Origin of the sequence: Paenibacillus sp. FSL W8-0919 (genome assembly GCF_038003785.1) — a bacterium.
Lineage (GTDB): Bacteria > Bacillota > Bacilli > Paenibacillales > Paenibacillaceae > Paenibacillus_AQ > Paenibacillus_AQ lactis.
On sequence record NZ_JBBOPV010000001.1, the window covers coordinates 5,830,373 to 5,844,616 of the forward strand.

The 14,244-nt window shown below is 54.0% G+C and carries 14 protein-coding genes and 2 tRNA genes; 1 reads left to right on the forward strand and 15 read right to left on the reverse strand.

The features are described from left to right. Window positions 1-126: 126 nt before the first annotated feature. Window positions 127-1,335: an MFS transporter gene (locus NST44_RS26495; protein WP_007129507.1), complete on the forward strand. Its 1,209-nt coding sequence runs from the start codon at window positions 127-129 to the stop codon at window positions 1,333-1,335. 140 nt (window positions 1,336-1,475) lie between these two features. On the opposite strand, the gene NST44_RS26500 is transcribed toward NST44_RS26495, so the two are convergent. The 15 genes from NST44_RS26500 to NST44_RS26570 all read right to left on the reverse strand — a co-directional run bounded on the left by NST44_RS26500 (window position 1,476) and on the right by NST44_RS26570 (window position 14,243). Then, the gene (locus NST44_RS26500; protein WP_028406165.1) at window positions 1,476-1,664 is read right to left on the reverse strand and encodes a hypothetical protein; all 189 of its coding nucleotides are present in this window, start codon (window positions 1,662-1,664) and stop codon (window positions 1,476-1,478) included. A 115-nt stretch (window positions 1,665-1,779) separates the two neighbouring features. Next, on the reverse strand, window positions 1,780-1,935 hold the full coding sequence (locus tag NST44_RS26505) for a hypothetical protein (protein WP_007129505.1): 156 nt from the start codon (window positions 1,933-1,935) through the stop codon (window positions 1,780-1,782). A 614-nt stretch (window positions 1,936-2,549) separates the two neighbouring features. Then, a tRNA-Ile gene (locus tag NST44_RS26510) sits at window positions 2,550-2,623 on the reverse strand. A gap of 54 nt (window positions 2,624-2,677) precedes the next feature. After that, window positions 2,678-2,754 (reverse strand) — tRNA-Met (locus tag NST44_RS26515). An 82-nt stretch (window positions 2,755-2,836) separates the two neighbouring features. Next, on the reverse strand, window positions 2,837-3,001 hold the full coding sequence (locus tag NST44_RS26520) for a hypothetical protein (protein WP_007129503.1): 165 nt from the start codon (window positions 2,999-3,001) through the stop codon (window positions 2,837-2,839). A 336-nt stretch (window positions 3,002-3,337) separates the two neighbouring features. Continuing rightward, window positions 3,338-4,102 carry a hypothetical protein gene (locus NST44_RS26525; protein WP_210095544.1) on the reverse strand — a complete coding sequence of 255 codons (765 nt, stop codon included), beginning with the start codon at window positions 4,100-4,102 and terminating at the stop codon, window positions 3,338-3,340. 4 nt (window positions 4,103-4,106) lie between these two features. Continuing rightward, window positions 4,107-4,256 carry a hypothetical protein gene (locus NST44_RS26530; RefSeq protein ID WP_210095545.1) on the reverse strand — a complete coding sequence of 50 codons (150 nt, stop codon included), beginning with the start codon at window positions 4,254-4,256 and terminating at the stop codon, window positions 4,107-4,109. A 115-nt stretch (window positions 4,257-4,371) separates the two neighbouring features. After that, the gene (locus NST44_RS26535) at window positions 4,372-4,953 is read right to left on the reverse strand and encodes a TetR/AcrR family transcriptional regulator (RefSeq protein WP_028406168.1); all 582 of its coding nucleotides are present in this window, start codon (window positions 4,951-4,953) and stop codon (window positions 4,372-4,374) included. Window positions 4,954-5,052: 99 nt separating this feature from the next. Then, window positions 5,053-5,865, reverse strand: a complete 813-nt coding sequence (locus NST44_RS26540) for an alpha/beta fold hydrolase (protein WP_210095546.1) — start codon at window positions 5,863-5,865, stop codon at window positions 5,053-5,055. 243 nt (window positions 5,866-6,108) lie between these two features. Then, window positions 6,109-6,750, reverse strand: coding sequence for an orotate phosphoribosyltransferase (gene pyrE / locus NST44_RS26545; RefSeq protein ID WP_007129498.1), 642 nt, complete (start codon window positions 6,748-6,750; stop codon window positions 6,109-6,111). Beyond that, window positions 6,747-7,484 carry an orotidine-5'-phosphate decarboxylase gene (gene pyrF, locus NST44_RS26550; protein WP_210095547.1) on the reverse strand — a complete coding sequence of 246 codons (738 nt, stop codon included), beginning with the start codon at window positions 7,482-7,484 and terminating at the stop codon, window positions 6,747-6,749. The genes pyrE and pyrF overlap by 4 nt, the downstream gene beginning before the upstream one ends. An 18-nt stretch (window positions 7,485-7,502) precedes the next feature. Further along, a complete protein-coding gene (gene carB, locus NST44_RS26555; RefSeq protein WP_213614212.1) occupies window positions 7,503-10,709 on the reverse strand; it encodes a carbamoyl-phosphate synthase large subunit in 3,207 nt (1,068 codons plus the stop codon). A gap of 1 nt (window position 10,710) precedes the next feature. Next, window positions 10,711-11,847, reverse strand: coding sequence for a carbamoyl phosphate synthase small subunit (locus tag NST44_RS26560; protein WP_007129495.1), 1,137 nt, complete (start codon window positions 11,845-11,847; stop codon window positions 10,711-10,713). 59 nt (window positions 11,848-11,906) lie between these two features. Further along, entirely contained in the window at window positions 11,907-13,205 is a 1,299-nt protein-coding gene (locus tag NST44_RS26565) for a dihydroorotase (protein ID WP_213614214.1), read from the reverse strand. A gap of 123 nt (window positions 13,206-13,328) precedes the next feature. After that, complete coding sequence (locus tag NST44_RS26570) at window positions 13,329-14,243, reverse strand: aspartate carbamoyltransferase catalytic subunit (RefSeq protein ID WP_007129493.1); 915 nt, start codon at window positions 14,241-14,243, stop codon at window positions 13,329-13,331. Between the last annotated feature and the right edge of the window lies 1 nt (window position 14,244).

Genomic DNA, 14,244 nt, shown 5'->3' on the forward strand with positions numbered 1-14,244 from the left:
TCTTACAAGCACAGTCGGTTTATTTCAGGCACCCGGTTACACATTCATACAAACCGAACAGTCAGTATATAAAAAGGAACCATTTTATGCACACTGGAATTTTCAACTTTTGGAGGAAATGTCATCATGTCATTGTTACTACGTCATAATGGAGCCATTCTGCTCCTCATGTTTAATATCTTTCTTGTTTTTACCGGCATCGGGCTTGTCATCCCGATCATGCCGACCTACATGTCGGAGCTGCATATCAGCGGAGGCACGGTAGGCATGCTCGTTGCCGCCTTCTCACTCACACAGCTGCTGTTCTCTCCGCTCGCCGGAAGGCTGTCCGACAATATGGGCCGCAAAAGAATCATTATTGCCGGAATGCTCGTGTTCGCCCTTTCGGAATGGCTGTTCGGGGTCGCAAATTCGCCTGTATTGCTGTTTGCTTCGAGAATGCTGGGGGGGATTGGCGCAGCGCTGATTATGCCTGCCGTTATGGCTTATACGGCCGATGTTACATCGAAAGAAGAACGGGCTAAAGGCATGGGCTTCATCAACGCTGCCATTACGACCGGATTCATCATCGGTCCCGGCATCGGCGGCTTTATCGCCGAATTCGGCATTCGCGTACCATTCTATGCCGCTGCCGTTGCAGGCGCGGTTGCCGCCTTGATCACGTTGCTGATGCTGCCGGAATCGGCCGCTCAGAAGCAGGTACAAGCCTCGCCTGGGCAAAAGCAGCCTAGCCTTGCGGTCCAGTTGGCGCGTTCCTACCGGGAGCCGTATTTCCTGAGTCTTATCATCGTATTCGTACTGTCTTTTGGTCTTGCCAACTACGAAACGGTATTCGGATTGTTCGTCGACCATAAGTTCGGCTTCACGCCGACGGATATCGCCATGATCATTACATTCGGATCGATCTCAGGGGCTGTTGTCCAGGCGACCATCTTCGGCTGGATTCTGAACCGGTTCGGCGAGAAGAGAGTTATTACGATCAGTCTGATTACAGCCGGCATCTGCATCCTGCTCACGCTGTTTGTGCACAAGTACTGGCTCATTTTCCTGGTGACGTTCCTTGTATTCCTGTCCATCGATATTTTGCGTCCGGCCATCGGAACGCAGATGTCGAAGCTGGCCGGCGACCAGCAAGGCTATGTGGCCGGTCTGAACTCGGCCTACACCAGTCTCGGCAATATTGCAGGGCCTCTGGTCGCAGGTTATTTATTCGACCTTGATATCAATTATCCGTATATTTCGGCATCGATTGTCCTGATCCTATGCTTCATTCTTGCTATGAGAGCCGGAAGAGCCTGGACGGCGACAGAAACCGCAGTTCAGGAACGCGGATGACTCAGGCTAGGCTTCCTGTCGGGAGCTTTGGGGTACCCGAAGCGAAATAACATCAAACCTAAGCAAGCTGCCGAGGACAAATCCTCAGGCAGCTTGCTTTTTTTTGCAACGATATGATCTTGATCGGACAACCGAACAACCTAGAAATAAAATAAAACAAATAAGGCCAAGCCTGCGACTACCGCAAACACTACCGCCATCCCGAGCTCAAATCGTTTCTTCTCCTTAAAGGCCTTGATGGCCTTCCTTATCTCGAACACCAGCACAACCGCCAGGAAAGCCGCCAATACCGGCAGCCCCCACGATTGATTAAGCAGCCATTCTGACACGCTTGATCCCCCGTCCCGTTCATTGAATGATTTTCCATTTTCCCTTTTAAAATGTAACGTAAGCTGTCCACAATTTCAAATTTTTGGGGGTATCGGCGAGCGGATGAAACACCCGTTATTCCTTACCCATGATAACAATAAGAAAAGTTGCGACAGGTCCCAGGAATAAGGATAAAAGAAACCAGTTCAGGCCGCTTCGGTTTTTCCCTTGGGCCAGTCCGGCGTTGATCAAGGCGAGCGTGCCCCAGCCTACATAAAACTCATTGCCCATCAAAGTCTCCTCCCTCAGGCTTCTTTATGGTTTATACGCAGTATTGGGATCAACCGTTGCATCGGGCGGCAGGATTTCGATTCATAGACGACCCGCTTGTCACGAAAGCTCCGCGGGGCTTCCAGATCATGGTATAATTTCAGATAAGAAATGCGCTTGGGTTTTGTATTGCCGTTATGTAGGCTAAAGCTGCATTTTATATAGAGAGGTGAACCATGTCTGTTATCGCGATGATTCTGTTTGCCATCTTTTTTATCGCTCGCGGTTGGTTGGGAATATGGCGCCCCGCCTGGAGCACGAGGTATAAAGCATGGAAGCTGAAGCAGGGGGACACGTCGCCAGACCCGGAATATATCCTAATGATTAGAAGGATCGGCTGGCTGTATCTTATCGTGGGATGCGGTATTTTGGCTTACGGATTACTTAATATTTGTTCAAATACAAACTAACCCATCATATACAGAATAAAATCTTGGCTTCAAAAAGTAGGTCTTCTCGATCCCTTTCGCCCATTGCCTTCCTTGCTTGTATCCTGCAAAGGCCAACACGTCAGTCCATGAATGTTATCTGTGTAAATAGAAAAAAACCCTTGCTGCGCAAGGGTTTTGTGTGAGTGGGCCCTACAGGACTCGAACCTGTGACCAATCGGTTATGAGCCGACCGCTCTAACCAACTGAGCTAAGGGCCCTGAGTAATCATGTACACGTATTCATAAGGACGTCATACATCGAATGAAATAAATTGGTTGCGGGGGCAGGATTTGAACCTGCGGCCTTCGGGTTATGAGCCCGACGAGCTACCGGACTGCTCCACCCCGCGACAATGCTGTCATAAACAGCGACAAGAATAAATATACACTATTTCACTGGTGCTCGTCAAGTATGTTTTGGTGGAATTTTCATTAAGGGAGGAAGCGAACCCCATAGCGGCCTTTTTTGGATCGATACACTTCAACGATACGGGGATCATTATAGCCGAACAGCCATGCATCCTGCTCCAGCCGTTTGGCAAAGCAGCCGGCCTGAAATTTGCTCGTATAGAGCTTTCCATAATATACCCAGTTCATCTCCGCTTGCTCCTTTTCCCAAGATCATCTAGACAAAGTATATTATGTCCAGTATTCCTGTAAAAAACCGCTTTACCGCCAAAAGCGAGTGCATGGACAAAACCATCATCACATCAACCGCTGCACATGCCTTACTGCGCGATTATTGGATGACGGCTGCAATTCAGGACTTTTCCATTAGTTTACGCTATCGCTGACCGTCAGCCTCGGCAAAACCAGGCTTCTATGCTCATCAGCTCCTGTTCCACGGACGCAACATGCTATCAAATTCATCGGCTCCGCCTTCGCCTTCCTTCAAAATGACGATAGAGCCGTTCGGAAGCAGCGATTGCTCCTTCATCTCGATCCCCTCCTTTTTTTGCGTGTACGATGAGCCGGCTGCTGACCGCTCCCGCCGTTCATCTTCGTCAAATGCGCCGCCGTGCGCTGCTCTTTCGGCATTCCCAGAACGGGGTAGTGGGCTTTCAGCTTATCCATATGCTGCCGGATAAAGAGATAGCGGTGAATAAAGACGACCGCCATATAGATGCCAAGGACCAGCAGCACCGTGAAGGCGGCCATCCCCATCACAAAGCTGCCGATATCCCCGATGACAGCGACTGCGATATAGTAAGCCGCATAGCCGATGCCCGCACACAGCAGAGCCACTCTCCCCGCCTTGCCGACTCCGCCCTTTCGTTCCATCGATTGGTAAGCACCTTTCTGTAGAGCCCTGAAGTGCAGCGTATAGAACACGCCGAACAGCAGCACCATACCGCCAAGCGAACTTGCGCCATAACCGATGCCGGTCAATCCGGCCAGATCGTACATCATTTTAAGAACAGCAATTTGACAGGTAAACGCCAGCGCCAGGCTGAATACGCCCATGAAAAGCACAAACGCGACCTCCGATCGGTAAGGATTGCTCCCGATCCCGATTCCCCATATGAGCATCACAGCCCAGATCGCACAAGCCGCATAGAAGTAAGGCGACATTATCGGCGACGCCAGCGTTACGAGAGCCGGAATAAGCAGAATGAACAGAAAGCATACGATGCCTCCACGGATCTGCTCTGCCGGAATGAGCCGAAAATGAAACCGTTCCTCCTCTGAAATGTTCATCTCCTCATCCACTCCCCATAGTTATTTGAACCAGCCGGCCATCGTTGAACCGATCTTCTCCGCCCCCCTCTTCAAGCCTTCGGTCACGGTATCTTCTTCCCGTCTCCGCCCCTTGCCGGCTTAATATTTCAGGCCCTACACGTATTTTCGCCATCTCGGACAATCCTCCAAGGAAACTAGCATTTCACTCGGTCGATTAACGAGCCCAGCGCGAGACGCCGCGAAACAACATCCCGTGAAGAGTACCTACCCGGAATATGTTTGCTCGTTCAATGTTCTTGCGGCCCGTCTCTCTGAATGATTCCGTAATACAGAATCGTCATCAGCTGCTCGCTGATCGCGTTCAAGCTGCCCAGACCGGCGTACCACTCCGTACGGGCGGAGAACTCCTTAATGAAGGCCAGAAAAGCAACAAGCACCTGCGGCGAGATATCCTTCCGAATCTGTCCCAGCTGCTGGCCTTTAAAGATCAGCATTTCAAACTCCGGCACAACATGCTTCTCATTGAATTTCCTCAGCTTCTCCATTTGATCCGGAAACTTGGCCAGGTCGGTCACAAACTTCTGCGAGGCAATCTTCCGGAATGCCTCCTGATCCTGATACAAGCTTGTCAACGCCTCTAGTGGATTCTCCGCCTGGTCCATCACGCCGCGGTATAATGTCATCATCTCCTCAATCAGCCGGTCTACGACTTGATCCAGAAGCCCCTCTTTGCTGTGGTAATAGTTATAGAGGGTCATTTTGGACACCGGAACGGCTTCGGCAATTTGCTCCATGCTCGTCTGCAAGATCCCCTGTTCTAAAAATAACCGCTTCCCCGCTTCAAGCACAGCTTCTTTCTTCGCCTTCATAAAGTGGCTTGTCCTCCTCTTTCGTAATGCGCTTTAAAATACTCCCCGTAGTTAACGCCTTCAGTGACCTCTAGGTACCCAGATATCATCTGGCTGTGCTTATCGCGGATTCGCCCGGATGGAGTCTACATCTGAAGAGACGGCCCCCGTGCCGAGCCAGCCGTCAACGACATGGTTAAACAGCTCGGGATTGGCGAGCGGTATGCCGTGCCCGATGCCGGGAAACACGACGCCGACAGCACGGTCGGAGTGCCCTACCAGATCCTCCGCCGATTTTCTCATGATGCCCCGCTCCTTCTCCCCGACGGTAACCAGCAGCCTCGCATTCGACTCCGCGATCTGCGGCGAGAGCGAATAGGACATATTCTCCGTCAGCACGGAAACGAGCAGCTTCTGGTTCATCTGAAGCGATTCGGCGTAGTAGTGCTCGAAATCATCCTCGCCAACGTAGAGCGTACCGGCCTGCAGCTTGGAAAACCATCTTCTTCTCATCAACGGGAAACTGAGCCGGACGGACGGTACGATCATCCGAAGGGCTGCCGGCATCGGACGCAGCAATGCGCTGTTTACGACGGCATAATGGATAAGCTCAGGGTTCTGGCACATCATATCCACAAGGATCTGCGCACCTAATGAAAAGCCGACAACAACAACCTCTCTGCCGTCCGCCTTTGCCGAAATGAGATCACAGATCTGTTCCGCGGTTTCTTTTATGGAAAAAGAGACATGATCTCCGCTGCTCCGGCCATGGCCGGGCAAATCAGGGACCAAGCACCAGCTGTCCTTAAAAAAAGATACCTGCTTGTTCCACATCCACCCGCTTACGCCGCCCCCATGTAAGAACACCATCATCCGCGAAGCGTCTTGGTTGCCGCTTTCCTTAACGTACAGGTTCAGACTCCCCACCCCCATATCCAACTCCAAAAATGTACTTATAACTCAATTATAGTACAATTATTTCGAATAATCATCGAGTGATTACAATTATTTTATACTTCTTTAAATAGGATAGTCTATTTTTTGCTAGCTATAAAATACTCCAACAAGGGTAGATCAACGTTGAAACAGAGGAGCTCAATATCGTGAAAGCAAAAGAAAGGGCTGCCCCCAAGTCTACTGACCCGGAACAGCCCCTGAAGGCATTAACGATTGCATTTATACTCCGAAGGACGACGGATTCGCTCTCCAAGACTTGAGCAGCTCCACATCTTCCTTTTGAATCCGATTCTCGCTAAGCGCTACATCGATCAGCGCCGTGTAGTTCGATAAGCTCTGCATCGGAATGTCTGCCTCGGCGAAGGCTTGTACCGCTTTATCCAGCTGATAGCTGAAGATAGCCAGTACAGCCAGCGGCTGTGCGCCTGCATCTTTCACCGCTTGCGCAGCTTTCAGCGAGCTGCCGCCGGTGGAGATGAGGTCTTCGATGACAACGATCTTTTGGCCGGGCTTGATCAGGCCTTCGATCAGATTCTCCTTGCCATGGCCTTTCGCTTTGTCGCGAATATAGGACATGGGGAGATTCAGCTTCTGGGACACCCATGCTGCGTGAGGAATGCCTGCCGTTGCGGTTCCCGCGATCGCTTCCGCCTCCGGATACTGCTCCCGGATGACCGCCGCGAATGACTCAGCAATGGTTTCGCGAATCTCTGGATAGGACATCGTCAGCCGGTTGTCGCAGTAGATCGGGGATTTGATGCCCGATGTCCATGTGAACGGCTGATGCGGACGAAGCGATACCGCCTCGATCTTCAGCAAATAGGATGCGATCTGTTGTGGAATATTCGCGAGTGTACTCATGCTTGAATCATCTCCTCTATAATTTGTTCGGCGGCTTGCCGCGGATCTGAAGCAGCCGTAATCGGACGGCCGACAACCAGATAGTGGCTGCCCTTGCGGATCGCCTCTCCCGGTGTCAGCACCCGCTTCTGATCGCCCACATCCGAGCCTGCGGGCCGGATGCCCGGAATCACGGTCTTAAACGCCTTCCCGCAGGCTGCGGCGATGGCCTCTACTTCGAGCGAAGAAGCCACAACGCCGTGAAGTCCGGCTTGGCGGGCAAGCTCTGCGTATCGGACGACGGTGTCTTCCACCGAACCTGCGATACCGATCTCTTCGTTCATCACCTGACGGCTCGTGCTCGTTAATTGCGTAACCGCGATGACCGTAGGCATGGCAAGGCCCGGGGTGTCCGCCACTGCGGCCTCCGCCCCGGCTATTGCCGCCTGCATCATCGCCAGCCCGCCGCCGGCATGGACGTTAAACATATCCACGCCAAGCCGGGTAACGCTGTGCGAGCCGCCTTTTACGGTATTCGGAATATCATGCATCTTGACATCCAGGAACACGGAGTATCCTGCTGCCTTCAGCTCTCTTATGAAGTCCGGACCTGCAGCGTAGAAGAGCTGCATGCCCACCTTCATGTAACATGGAATTCCCTCTAACCGCCGCACCAGTTCCATCGCGCGGGCGGCATCCGGAAAATCCAGGGCCACCATCAGGCGGCCCGCCATTTCTTGATAGCTGGCGTTCATCTAGTTCCTCCTCCCGACTTAAACCGGCATCGCTTCAGAGGAGAAGTTGATCGTCTCCAGCATCGTCAGAAGCTCGCGAACCGTATCAAGCGAGGTCATGCATACTACGCCGTTCTCAACGGCTTCCCGACGGATCCGGAATCCGTCACGTTCCGGTGTCTTACCCTTTGTCAGTGTGTTGAAGACGAAGTTCGCTTCGCCCGTCCGGATCATGTCAAGGATATTCGGATTGCCTTCGGACAGCTTATTGATGGTCGTCACATCAAGTCCGGCTTCCTTCAGTGCGGCTGCCGTGCCTCCGGTAGCCACAATCTTGTAACCTAGCTTATGGAAGCCCTTCAGAAGATCTACCGCTTCGGCTTTGTCCTTGTCTGCAATCGTTGCGATGATCGCGCCGGTGGACGGAATCTTCATTCCGGCTCCGATCAAGCCTTTGTACAGCGCTTTGGCATACTTCACGTCCCGGCCCATCACCTCGCCGGTCGACTTCATCTCCGGACCGAGCGTAGGTTCAACCCGGCGCAGCTTCGCGAAGGAGAAGACCGGTACCTTAACGGATACATGCTCGCTCTCCGGCCACATGCCTTCCTCGTAGCCGAGATCCTTCAGCTTGCCGCCCAAGATGGCCTGAGTTGCAAGGTTGGCCATCGGGATGCCGGTTACCTTGCTCAGGAAAGGCACCGTTCTTGAAGAGCGCGGATTCACTTCGATGACGTACACATCGTTTTTATAGATAACGAACTGGATGTTTACCAATCCGCGGGTATTCAATTCTTTCGCGATCTTGATCGTAATTTCCGCAATCTTATCCTTCAGTTCCTGCGTCAAATATTGCGGCGGGTAAACCGCGATCGAGTCGCCGGAGTGAACGCCTGCGCGCTCCACATGCTCCATGATTCCCGGAATCAGTACCGTGTCGCCGTCGCAGATCGCGTCCACTTCGACTTCCTTGCCGAGCATGTAGCGGTCGATCAGAACCGGATGCTCCGGATTGATCTTCACGGCCTGCTCCATGTAGCTCAGCAGCTCGCTGTCGGAGTAAACGATCTCCATCGCGCGTCCGCCTAGTACATACGATGGTCGAACAAGAACCGGATATCCAAGGGATTGGGCAGTTCCTACAGCTTCATCCACCGACGTTACCGTGCTGCCTTTCGGCTGGGCAATGTTCAGTCTGGACAGCAGCGCCTCGAATTTCTTGCGGTCCTCGGCCTCATCGATGCTCTCGAGGCTTGTGCCGAGAATTTTGACGCCGGCTTTCGCGAGCGGAGCAGCCAGGTTAATCGCCGTTTGTCCGCCGAACTGCACGATAACGCCGACCGGCTTCTCCTGCTCGATGACATTCATGACATCCTCGAAGAAGAGCGGCTCGAAGTAGAGACGGTCGGACGTGTTGAAGTCCGTGGATACCGTTTCCGGGTTGTTGTTGATAATGACGGCTTCGTAACCGGCCTTTTGGATCGCCCATACGGCGTGCACCGTGGAGTAGTCAAACTCGATGCCTTGACCGATACGGATCGGGCCGGAGCCCAGAACGACTACCTTCTCTTTGGAGGATTCGATCACTTCGTTCTCCGTCTCGTACGTCGAGTAATAGTAAGGTGTCGATGCTTCGAACTCGGCTGCGCAGGTGTCAACCATCTTGTATACCGGACGCAGTCCGTGCTCACGGCGCAGGAAGCGGATCGATTCCTCGGTCGTATGCGTGCTCGCCTTGCCTTCGGCGCGAAGCTCTGCAATCGCGCGGTCCGTGAAGCCGAGACGCTTCGCTTCAAACAAGGTTTCGTAGGTCAGCGCAGCCTCCTGGCGGATATGGTCTTCGTATTTGATCAAGCGCTCGATTTTGTCCAGGAACCACCAGTCGACATGGGTCAGATCCTGAATTTCCTGCAGCCCGTAGCCGCGGCGGAACGCTTCCGCGATCAGGAATATACGTTCATCATCGGCCTTGACGAGGCGCTGCTTCAGGACATCGTCGCTCAGCTCGTCCGCACCCTTCAGGTAGAGGCGGTGAACGCCGATCTCAAGCGAGCGGACCGCTTTATGAATCGACTCCTCGAAGGTACGGCCGATCGCCATGACCTCACCCGTTGCTTTCATCTGCGTTCCAAGCTTCCGGTTCGCTTGCGTGAATTTATCGAAAGGCCAGCGCGGAATTTTGCTGACGATGTAGTCAAGCGTCGGCTCGAAGCAGGCATAGGTTTGTCCTGTTACCGGATTGACGATCTCATCCAGCGTATAACCCATGGCAATTTTGGCCGCCATCTTCGCGATCGGATAGCCCGTCGCTTTCGAAGCCAGCGCCGAGGAGCGGCTGACCCGCGGGTTAACCTCGATGACATAGTATTGGTAGCTGTTCGGGTCAAGCGCGAACTGTACGTTACATCCGCCTTCAATGTTCAAGGCGCGGATGATTTTAAGCGAAGCGGATCTGAGCATTTGATACTCGCGGTCTGACAATGTCTGGCTCGGCGCAACTACGATGCTGTCTCCCGTATGAACGCCGACCGGGTCGAAGTTCTCCATGTTGCAGACGACGATGCAGTTATCGTTCGCATCGCGCATAACCTCATACTCCACTTCCTTCATGCCGGCGATGCTCTTCTCGATCAGGCACTGGCTGATCGGGCTGTAGCGAAGACCGGAGCTCACCGTTTCCCGCAGCTCCTCCTCATTCGCGCAGATCCCGCCGCCCGTGCCGCCCAGCGTATAAGCCGGACGTACGATGACCGGGTATCCGATCTCGTCGGCAAATGCCAGCGCTTCTTCAAGCGTCGTGACGATCGTGCTTTCCGGCACCGGCTGCTCCAGCTCGCGCATCAGCTCGCGGAACAGGTCGCGGTCCTCCGCTTTCTCGATCGATTCCAGCTGCGTTCCAAGCAGCTTCACGTTCTCCTGTTCCAAAATACCGGCGCGTGCAAGCTCCACTGCCATGTTAAGGCCGGTCTGGCCGCCCAGCGTTGGCAGCAGGCCGTCCGGACGCTCCTGGCGGATGATTTGGGTTACAAAATCCAGCGTGATCGGCTCGATGTATACTTTATCCGCCATGTTGGTATCCGTCATGATCGTGGCCGGGTTGCTGTTAATCAGCACAACCTCGATGCCCTCTTCCTTTAACGCCTGGCAAGCTTGTGTGCCGGCATAGTCGAATTCTGCGGCCTGACCGATTACGATCGGACCGGAGCCGATGACGAGTATTTTTTTCAAGGATTCATTTTTTGGCATATTAGCGAGCTCCTTTCACGGCTGCGGCCAGAACCGCCTGGCGCGGTTTCCGGACTTCGTTCTGCTTGTGCTCTCGAATCATCTCAAGAAACTGATCGAATAAGTAGCTGCTGTCGTGCGGTCCAGGTGCAGCTTCCGGGTGATATTGTACGGAGAAAGCCGGGAATTTCTTATGCTTCAAGCCTTCAATCGTCTTGTCGTTATTGTTGATGTGAGTCACTTCGAGCTCCGTGCTCTTGACGGATTCTTCATTCACCGTGTAGCCATGGTTCTGCGATGTGATGTAGCAGCGGCCGCTGGCGAGATCTTTTACCGGGTGGTTGCCGCCGCGATGCCCGAACTTCAGCTTCTCGGTATCGGCGCCGGCTGCCAGCGCGAACAGCTGATGACCCAGGCAGATGCCGAAGATCGGATATTCGCCGAGCAGCTCCTTCACCATGTTCACGGCATAAGGAACGTCTTTCGGGTCCCCAGGACCGTTGGACAGCTGAATTCCGTCCGGGTGCAGTCTGCGGATCTCCTCGGCGGTCGTGTCATGAGGGACCACGATCACATCGCAGCCGCGGGAGGTCAGCTCGCGCAGGATCCCGCTTTTTGCCCCAAAGTCGACCAGGACGATCCGCTCCTTGGAGCCCGGGCTCGAGAACATTTGCGGCGTGGATGTTCTGGCTACCTGATTCCGCAGTTCATCGATCGTGGTGAGTCCGAGCATTTCCTTCAGCTCTTCCACCGATTTGCTGGACGTGGTCAGAATCCCTTTCATCGTACCGTGGTGGCGGATAATCCGGGTCAGCATCCGGGTGTCGATATCGCTGATCCCTGGGATGCCGTATTCCTTCAGCAGATTATCGACGCTGTACTCTGCACGCCAGTTGCTGGGAACAGGCTCATGTCGGCGAACGACGAATCCGTGCACGAACGGCCGAATGGATTCAAAGTCATCCCGCGTTATGCCGTAGTTTCCGATCAGTGGGTACGTCATCGTAACGATCTGTCCGCAGTACGAAGGATCGCTCAGCACCTCCTGATATCCTGTAATTCCTGTATTGAATACGACCTCTCCGGTCATCTCAGCATCCGCGCCGAAGGACTTCCCGACGAACAGCGTTCCATCCTCCAGTAACAATCTTGCCTGCATCCCGATCACTCCTGTCATCTATGTGTAATATATTTTATAGGTCAATTGCCTAAGTGTTACTAAAACCCGCCTTGTTCGGACCACTTCACTTCGCCGTCGACCCAAGTCATAACCGGCCAGCCCTTCAGCTTCCATCCGGTAAACGGGGTGTTGCGGCCTTTCGTCGCAAACGTGTCAGGGTTCACTTCCTTCTCCGCATTCAGATCAATCATGGTCAGGTCCGCAGCGGCGCCGGCTTTCAGCACGCCGCTGTCCAGTCCGAACACGCGAGCCGGGTCGCTGGTCATCCGGCGTACCAGGAGCGACAGATCCCATTTCCCCGTGGCGACGAACTTCGTGTAGAGCAGCGGGAAGGCTGTTTCGAATCCGACGATGCCGAACGGTGCCAACTCCATCCCCTTCGCTTTCTCCTCGGCGCTGTGCGGCGCATGATCGGTTACGATCATGTCCAGCGTTCCATCCAGAAGCCCTTCGATGCAAGCCTCTACATCGCGCGGCGAGCGCAGCGGGGGATTCATTTTCCAGTTCGCGTCAAGGCCCGGAATATCTTCATCCGACAGCACCAGATGGTGCGGGCAGACCTCGGCCGTTACCGAAATGCCGATCGCTTTCGCCTGGCGGATCAATCTGACCGATTGCTCCGTGCTCACGTGGCACACATGGTAGTGCACGCCCGTAGCTTCCGTCAGCAAAATGTCGCGCCCGACGTGAATCGCCTCCGATTCGTTCGGGATTCCCTTCAACCCGTGGCGCTCAGCGAACTCCCCTTCGGTTACGCAAGCGCCTTTCACCAGCGAGTCATCCTCGCAGTGGGCGATGACCGGCATGCCGAGCGCCTTGGCCTTTCTCATCGCATCCTTCATCATTTGCGCATTCTGAACGCCGACGCCGTCATCCGTAAATCCGATGGCCCCGGCTTCCTTCAAGGCTTCGAAATCCGTCAGCTCGCGTCCAAGCTCGTTCTTCGTGATGGCCGCGTATGGCAGCACCTTCGCCAGATTCGCTTCGCGCGCTTTATCGAGGATCAGCTTCACCGTCTCCGGCGTATCGGTTACCGGTCTTGTATTCGGCATGCAGGCGATCGTCGTGAATCCGCCCTTAACCGCCGAGCGGCTGCCGGTTTCGATCGTTTCCTTATGCTCATAGCCCGGCTCTCTTAAGTGCACATGCATATCGATGAATCCCGGCGTGACCAGCTTGCCCTCCGCATCGATGATTTGTGCGCGGGAATCTTGCGGCAGATCCGCCAGTTCACTGACCACCGCTTCAATCAACCCGCCTGCAATTACGATATGTTTAAGTTCCAGCTGCCCCTGCTCATTGATCACATTTGCATTTTTAATGACTTGCATCTGCATCTTAAGATTCCCCTCCGAAAGCGAAGCTTCGATTCGCTTCTTTGTATATTGTATAATAAAAATTCATATTTGTGTATATTTATTAATCCCGATTTCATTTCTTACCGTTTTATGCCGCTTCAATTACCCTTTCATCGCCCGTTCCATAACCGCCATCCGGATCGGAACCCCGTTGGACATCTGCTTGAAAATCATCGATCTCGGGCTTTCCACCACCGCATCGTCGATCTCCACATTCCGGTTGACCGGTGCCGGGTGCATGATAATGGTGTGGCCGGCCAGCTGCGCGGCCCGCTCTTCCGTCAGCCCGTATTGCTCCCGGTATTCGCTGCTCGACTTGAACAGCCCTTCATTGTGGCGCTCCAGCTGAACCCGCAGCATCATGACCACGTCGGCCTTCAGCGCCGTTTCCATCGAAACGTAAGGCGCATATTGCGCAAGCTCCGGAGCCTGCATCGACTCGGGTGCGCAGAACTGTACGCTCGCGCCGAATTTTTGCAGGGCCCATAGGTCGGAGCGGGCCACCCGGCTGTGCTTGATGTCGCCGATGATCGATACGGTCAGCCCTCTCAGCTCGCCGAAGCACTTTCGCATCGTATACAGATCCAGCAGAGCCTGCGTCGGATGCTCATTGTTTCCGTCGCCGGCATTGACGAGCGGGATCGATACCCGCTCGGCCAGCTCCTGCAGAACGCCTGCAGGCTTCAGCCGGATCACCCCCGCGTCGACGCCCATCGACTCCAGCGTGCGTACCGTATCGTAGATGGATTCTCCCTTCTCGACGCTCGAAGCGGCCGCCGCGAAGTTCATCACCTCGGCCCCAAGACGCTTCTCGGCCATTTCGAAGGAAAATCTCGTTCTCGTGCTGTTTTCGAAGAACATGTTCACTGCAAATTTCGATTGGAGAACCGGAATCACTTTGTCCGTTTGCGCTTCCCAGTAAGCTGCACGGTCCAGGATCGATGCGATCTCATCCCGGCTGATATCCTTTAATCCCAGCAGGCTGCGTTCTTTCAAAGAAATGGCCGTTGTCGTCATA

Excerpts from the sequence above, each read along its gene's own strand:
- NST44_RS26495 (WP_007129507.1), top strand. The coding sequence starts at position 127 with ATGTCATTGTTACTACGTCATAATGGAGCCATTCTGCTCCTCATGTTT.
- NST44_RS26505 (WP_007129505.1), bottom strand. The coding sequence starts at position 1,935 with ATGGGCAATGAGTTTTATGTAGGCTGGGGCACGCTCGCCTTGATCAAC.
- NST44_RS26520 (WP_007129503.1), bottom strand. The coding sequence starts at position 3,001 with ATGAACTGGGTATATTATGGAAAGCTCTATACGAGCAAATTTCAGGCC.
- NST44_RS26525 (WP_210095544.1), bottom strand. The coding sequence starts at position 4,102 with ATGAACATTTCAGAGGAGGAACGGTTTCATTTTCGGCTCATTCCGGCA.
- NST44_RS26530 (WP_210095545.1), bottom strand. The coding sequence starts at position 4,256 with ATGGCGAAAATACGTGTAGGGCCTGAAATATTAAGCCGGCAAGGGGCG.
- NST44_RS26535 (WP_028406168.1), bottom strand. The coding sequence starts at position 4,953 with ATGAAGGCGAAGAAAGAAGCTGTGCTTGAAGCGGGGAAGCGGTTATTT.
- NST44_RS26540 (WP_210095546.1), bottom strand. The coding sequence starts at position 5,865 with ATGGGGGTGGGGAGTCTGAACCTGTACGTTAAGGAAAGCGGCAACCAA.
- pyrE (WP_007129498.1), bottom strand. The coding sequence starts at position 6,750 with ATGAGTACACTCGCGAATATTCCACAACAGATCGCATCCTATTTGCTG.
- pyrF (WP_210095547.1), bottom strand. The coding sequence starts at position 7,484 with ATGAACGCCAGCTATCAAGAAATGGCGGGCCGCCTGATGGTGGCCCTG.
- carB (WP_213614212.1), bottom strand. The coding sequence starts at position 10,709 with ATGCCAAAAAATGAATCCTTGAAAAAAATACTCGTCATCGGCTCCGGT.
- NST44_RS26560 (WP_007129495.1), bottom strand. The coding sequence starts at position 11,847 with ATGCAGGCAAGATTGTTACTGGAGGATGGAACGCTGTTCGTCGGGAAG.
- NST44_RS26565 (WP_213614214.1), bottom strand. The coding sequence starts at position 13,205 with ATGCAGATGCAAGTCATTAAAAATGCAAATGTGATCAATGAGCAGGGG.
- NST44_RS26570 (WP_007129493.1), bottom strand. The coding sequence starts at position 14,243 with ATGACGACAACGGCCATTTCTTTGAAAGAACGCAGCCTGCTGGGATTA.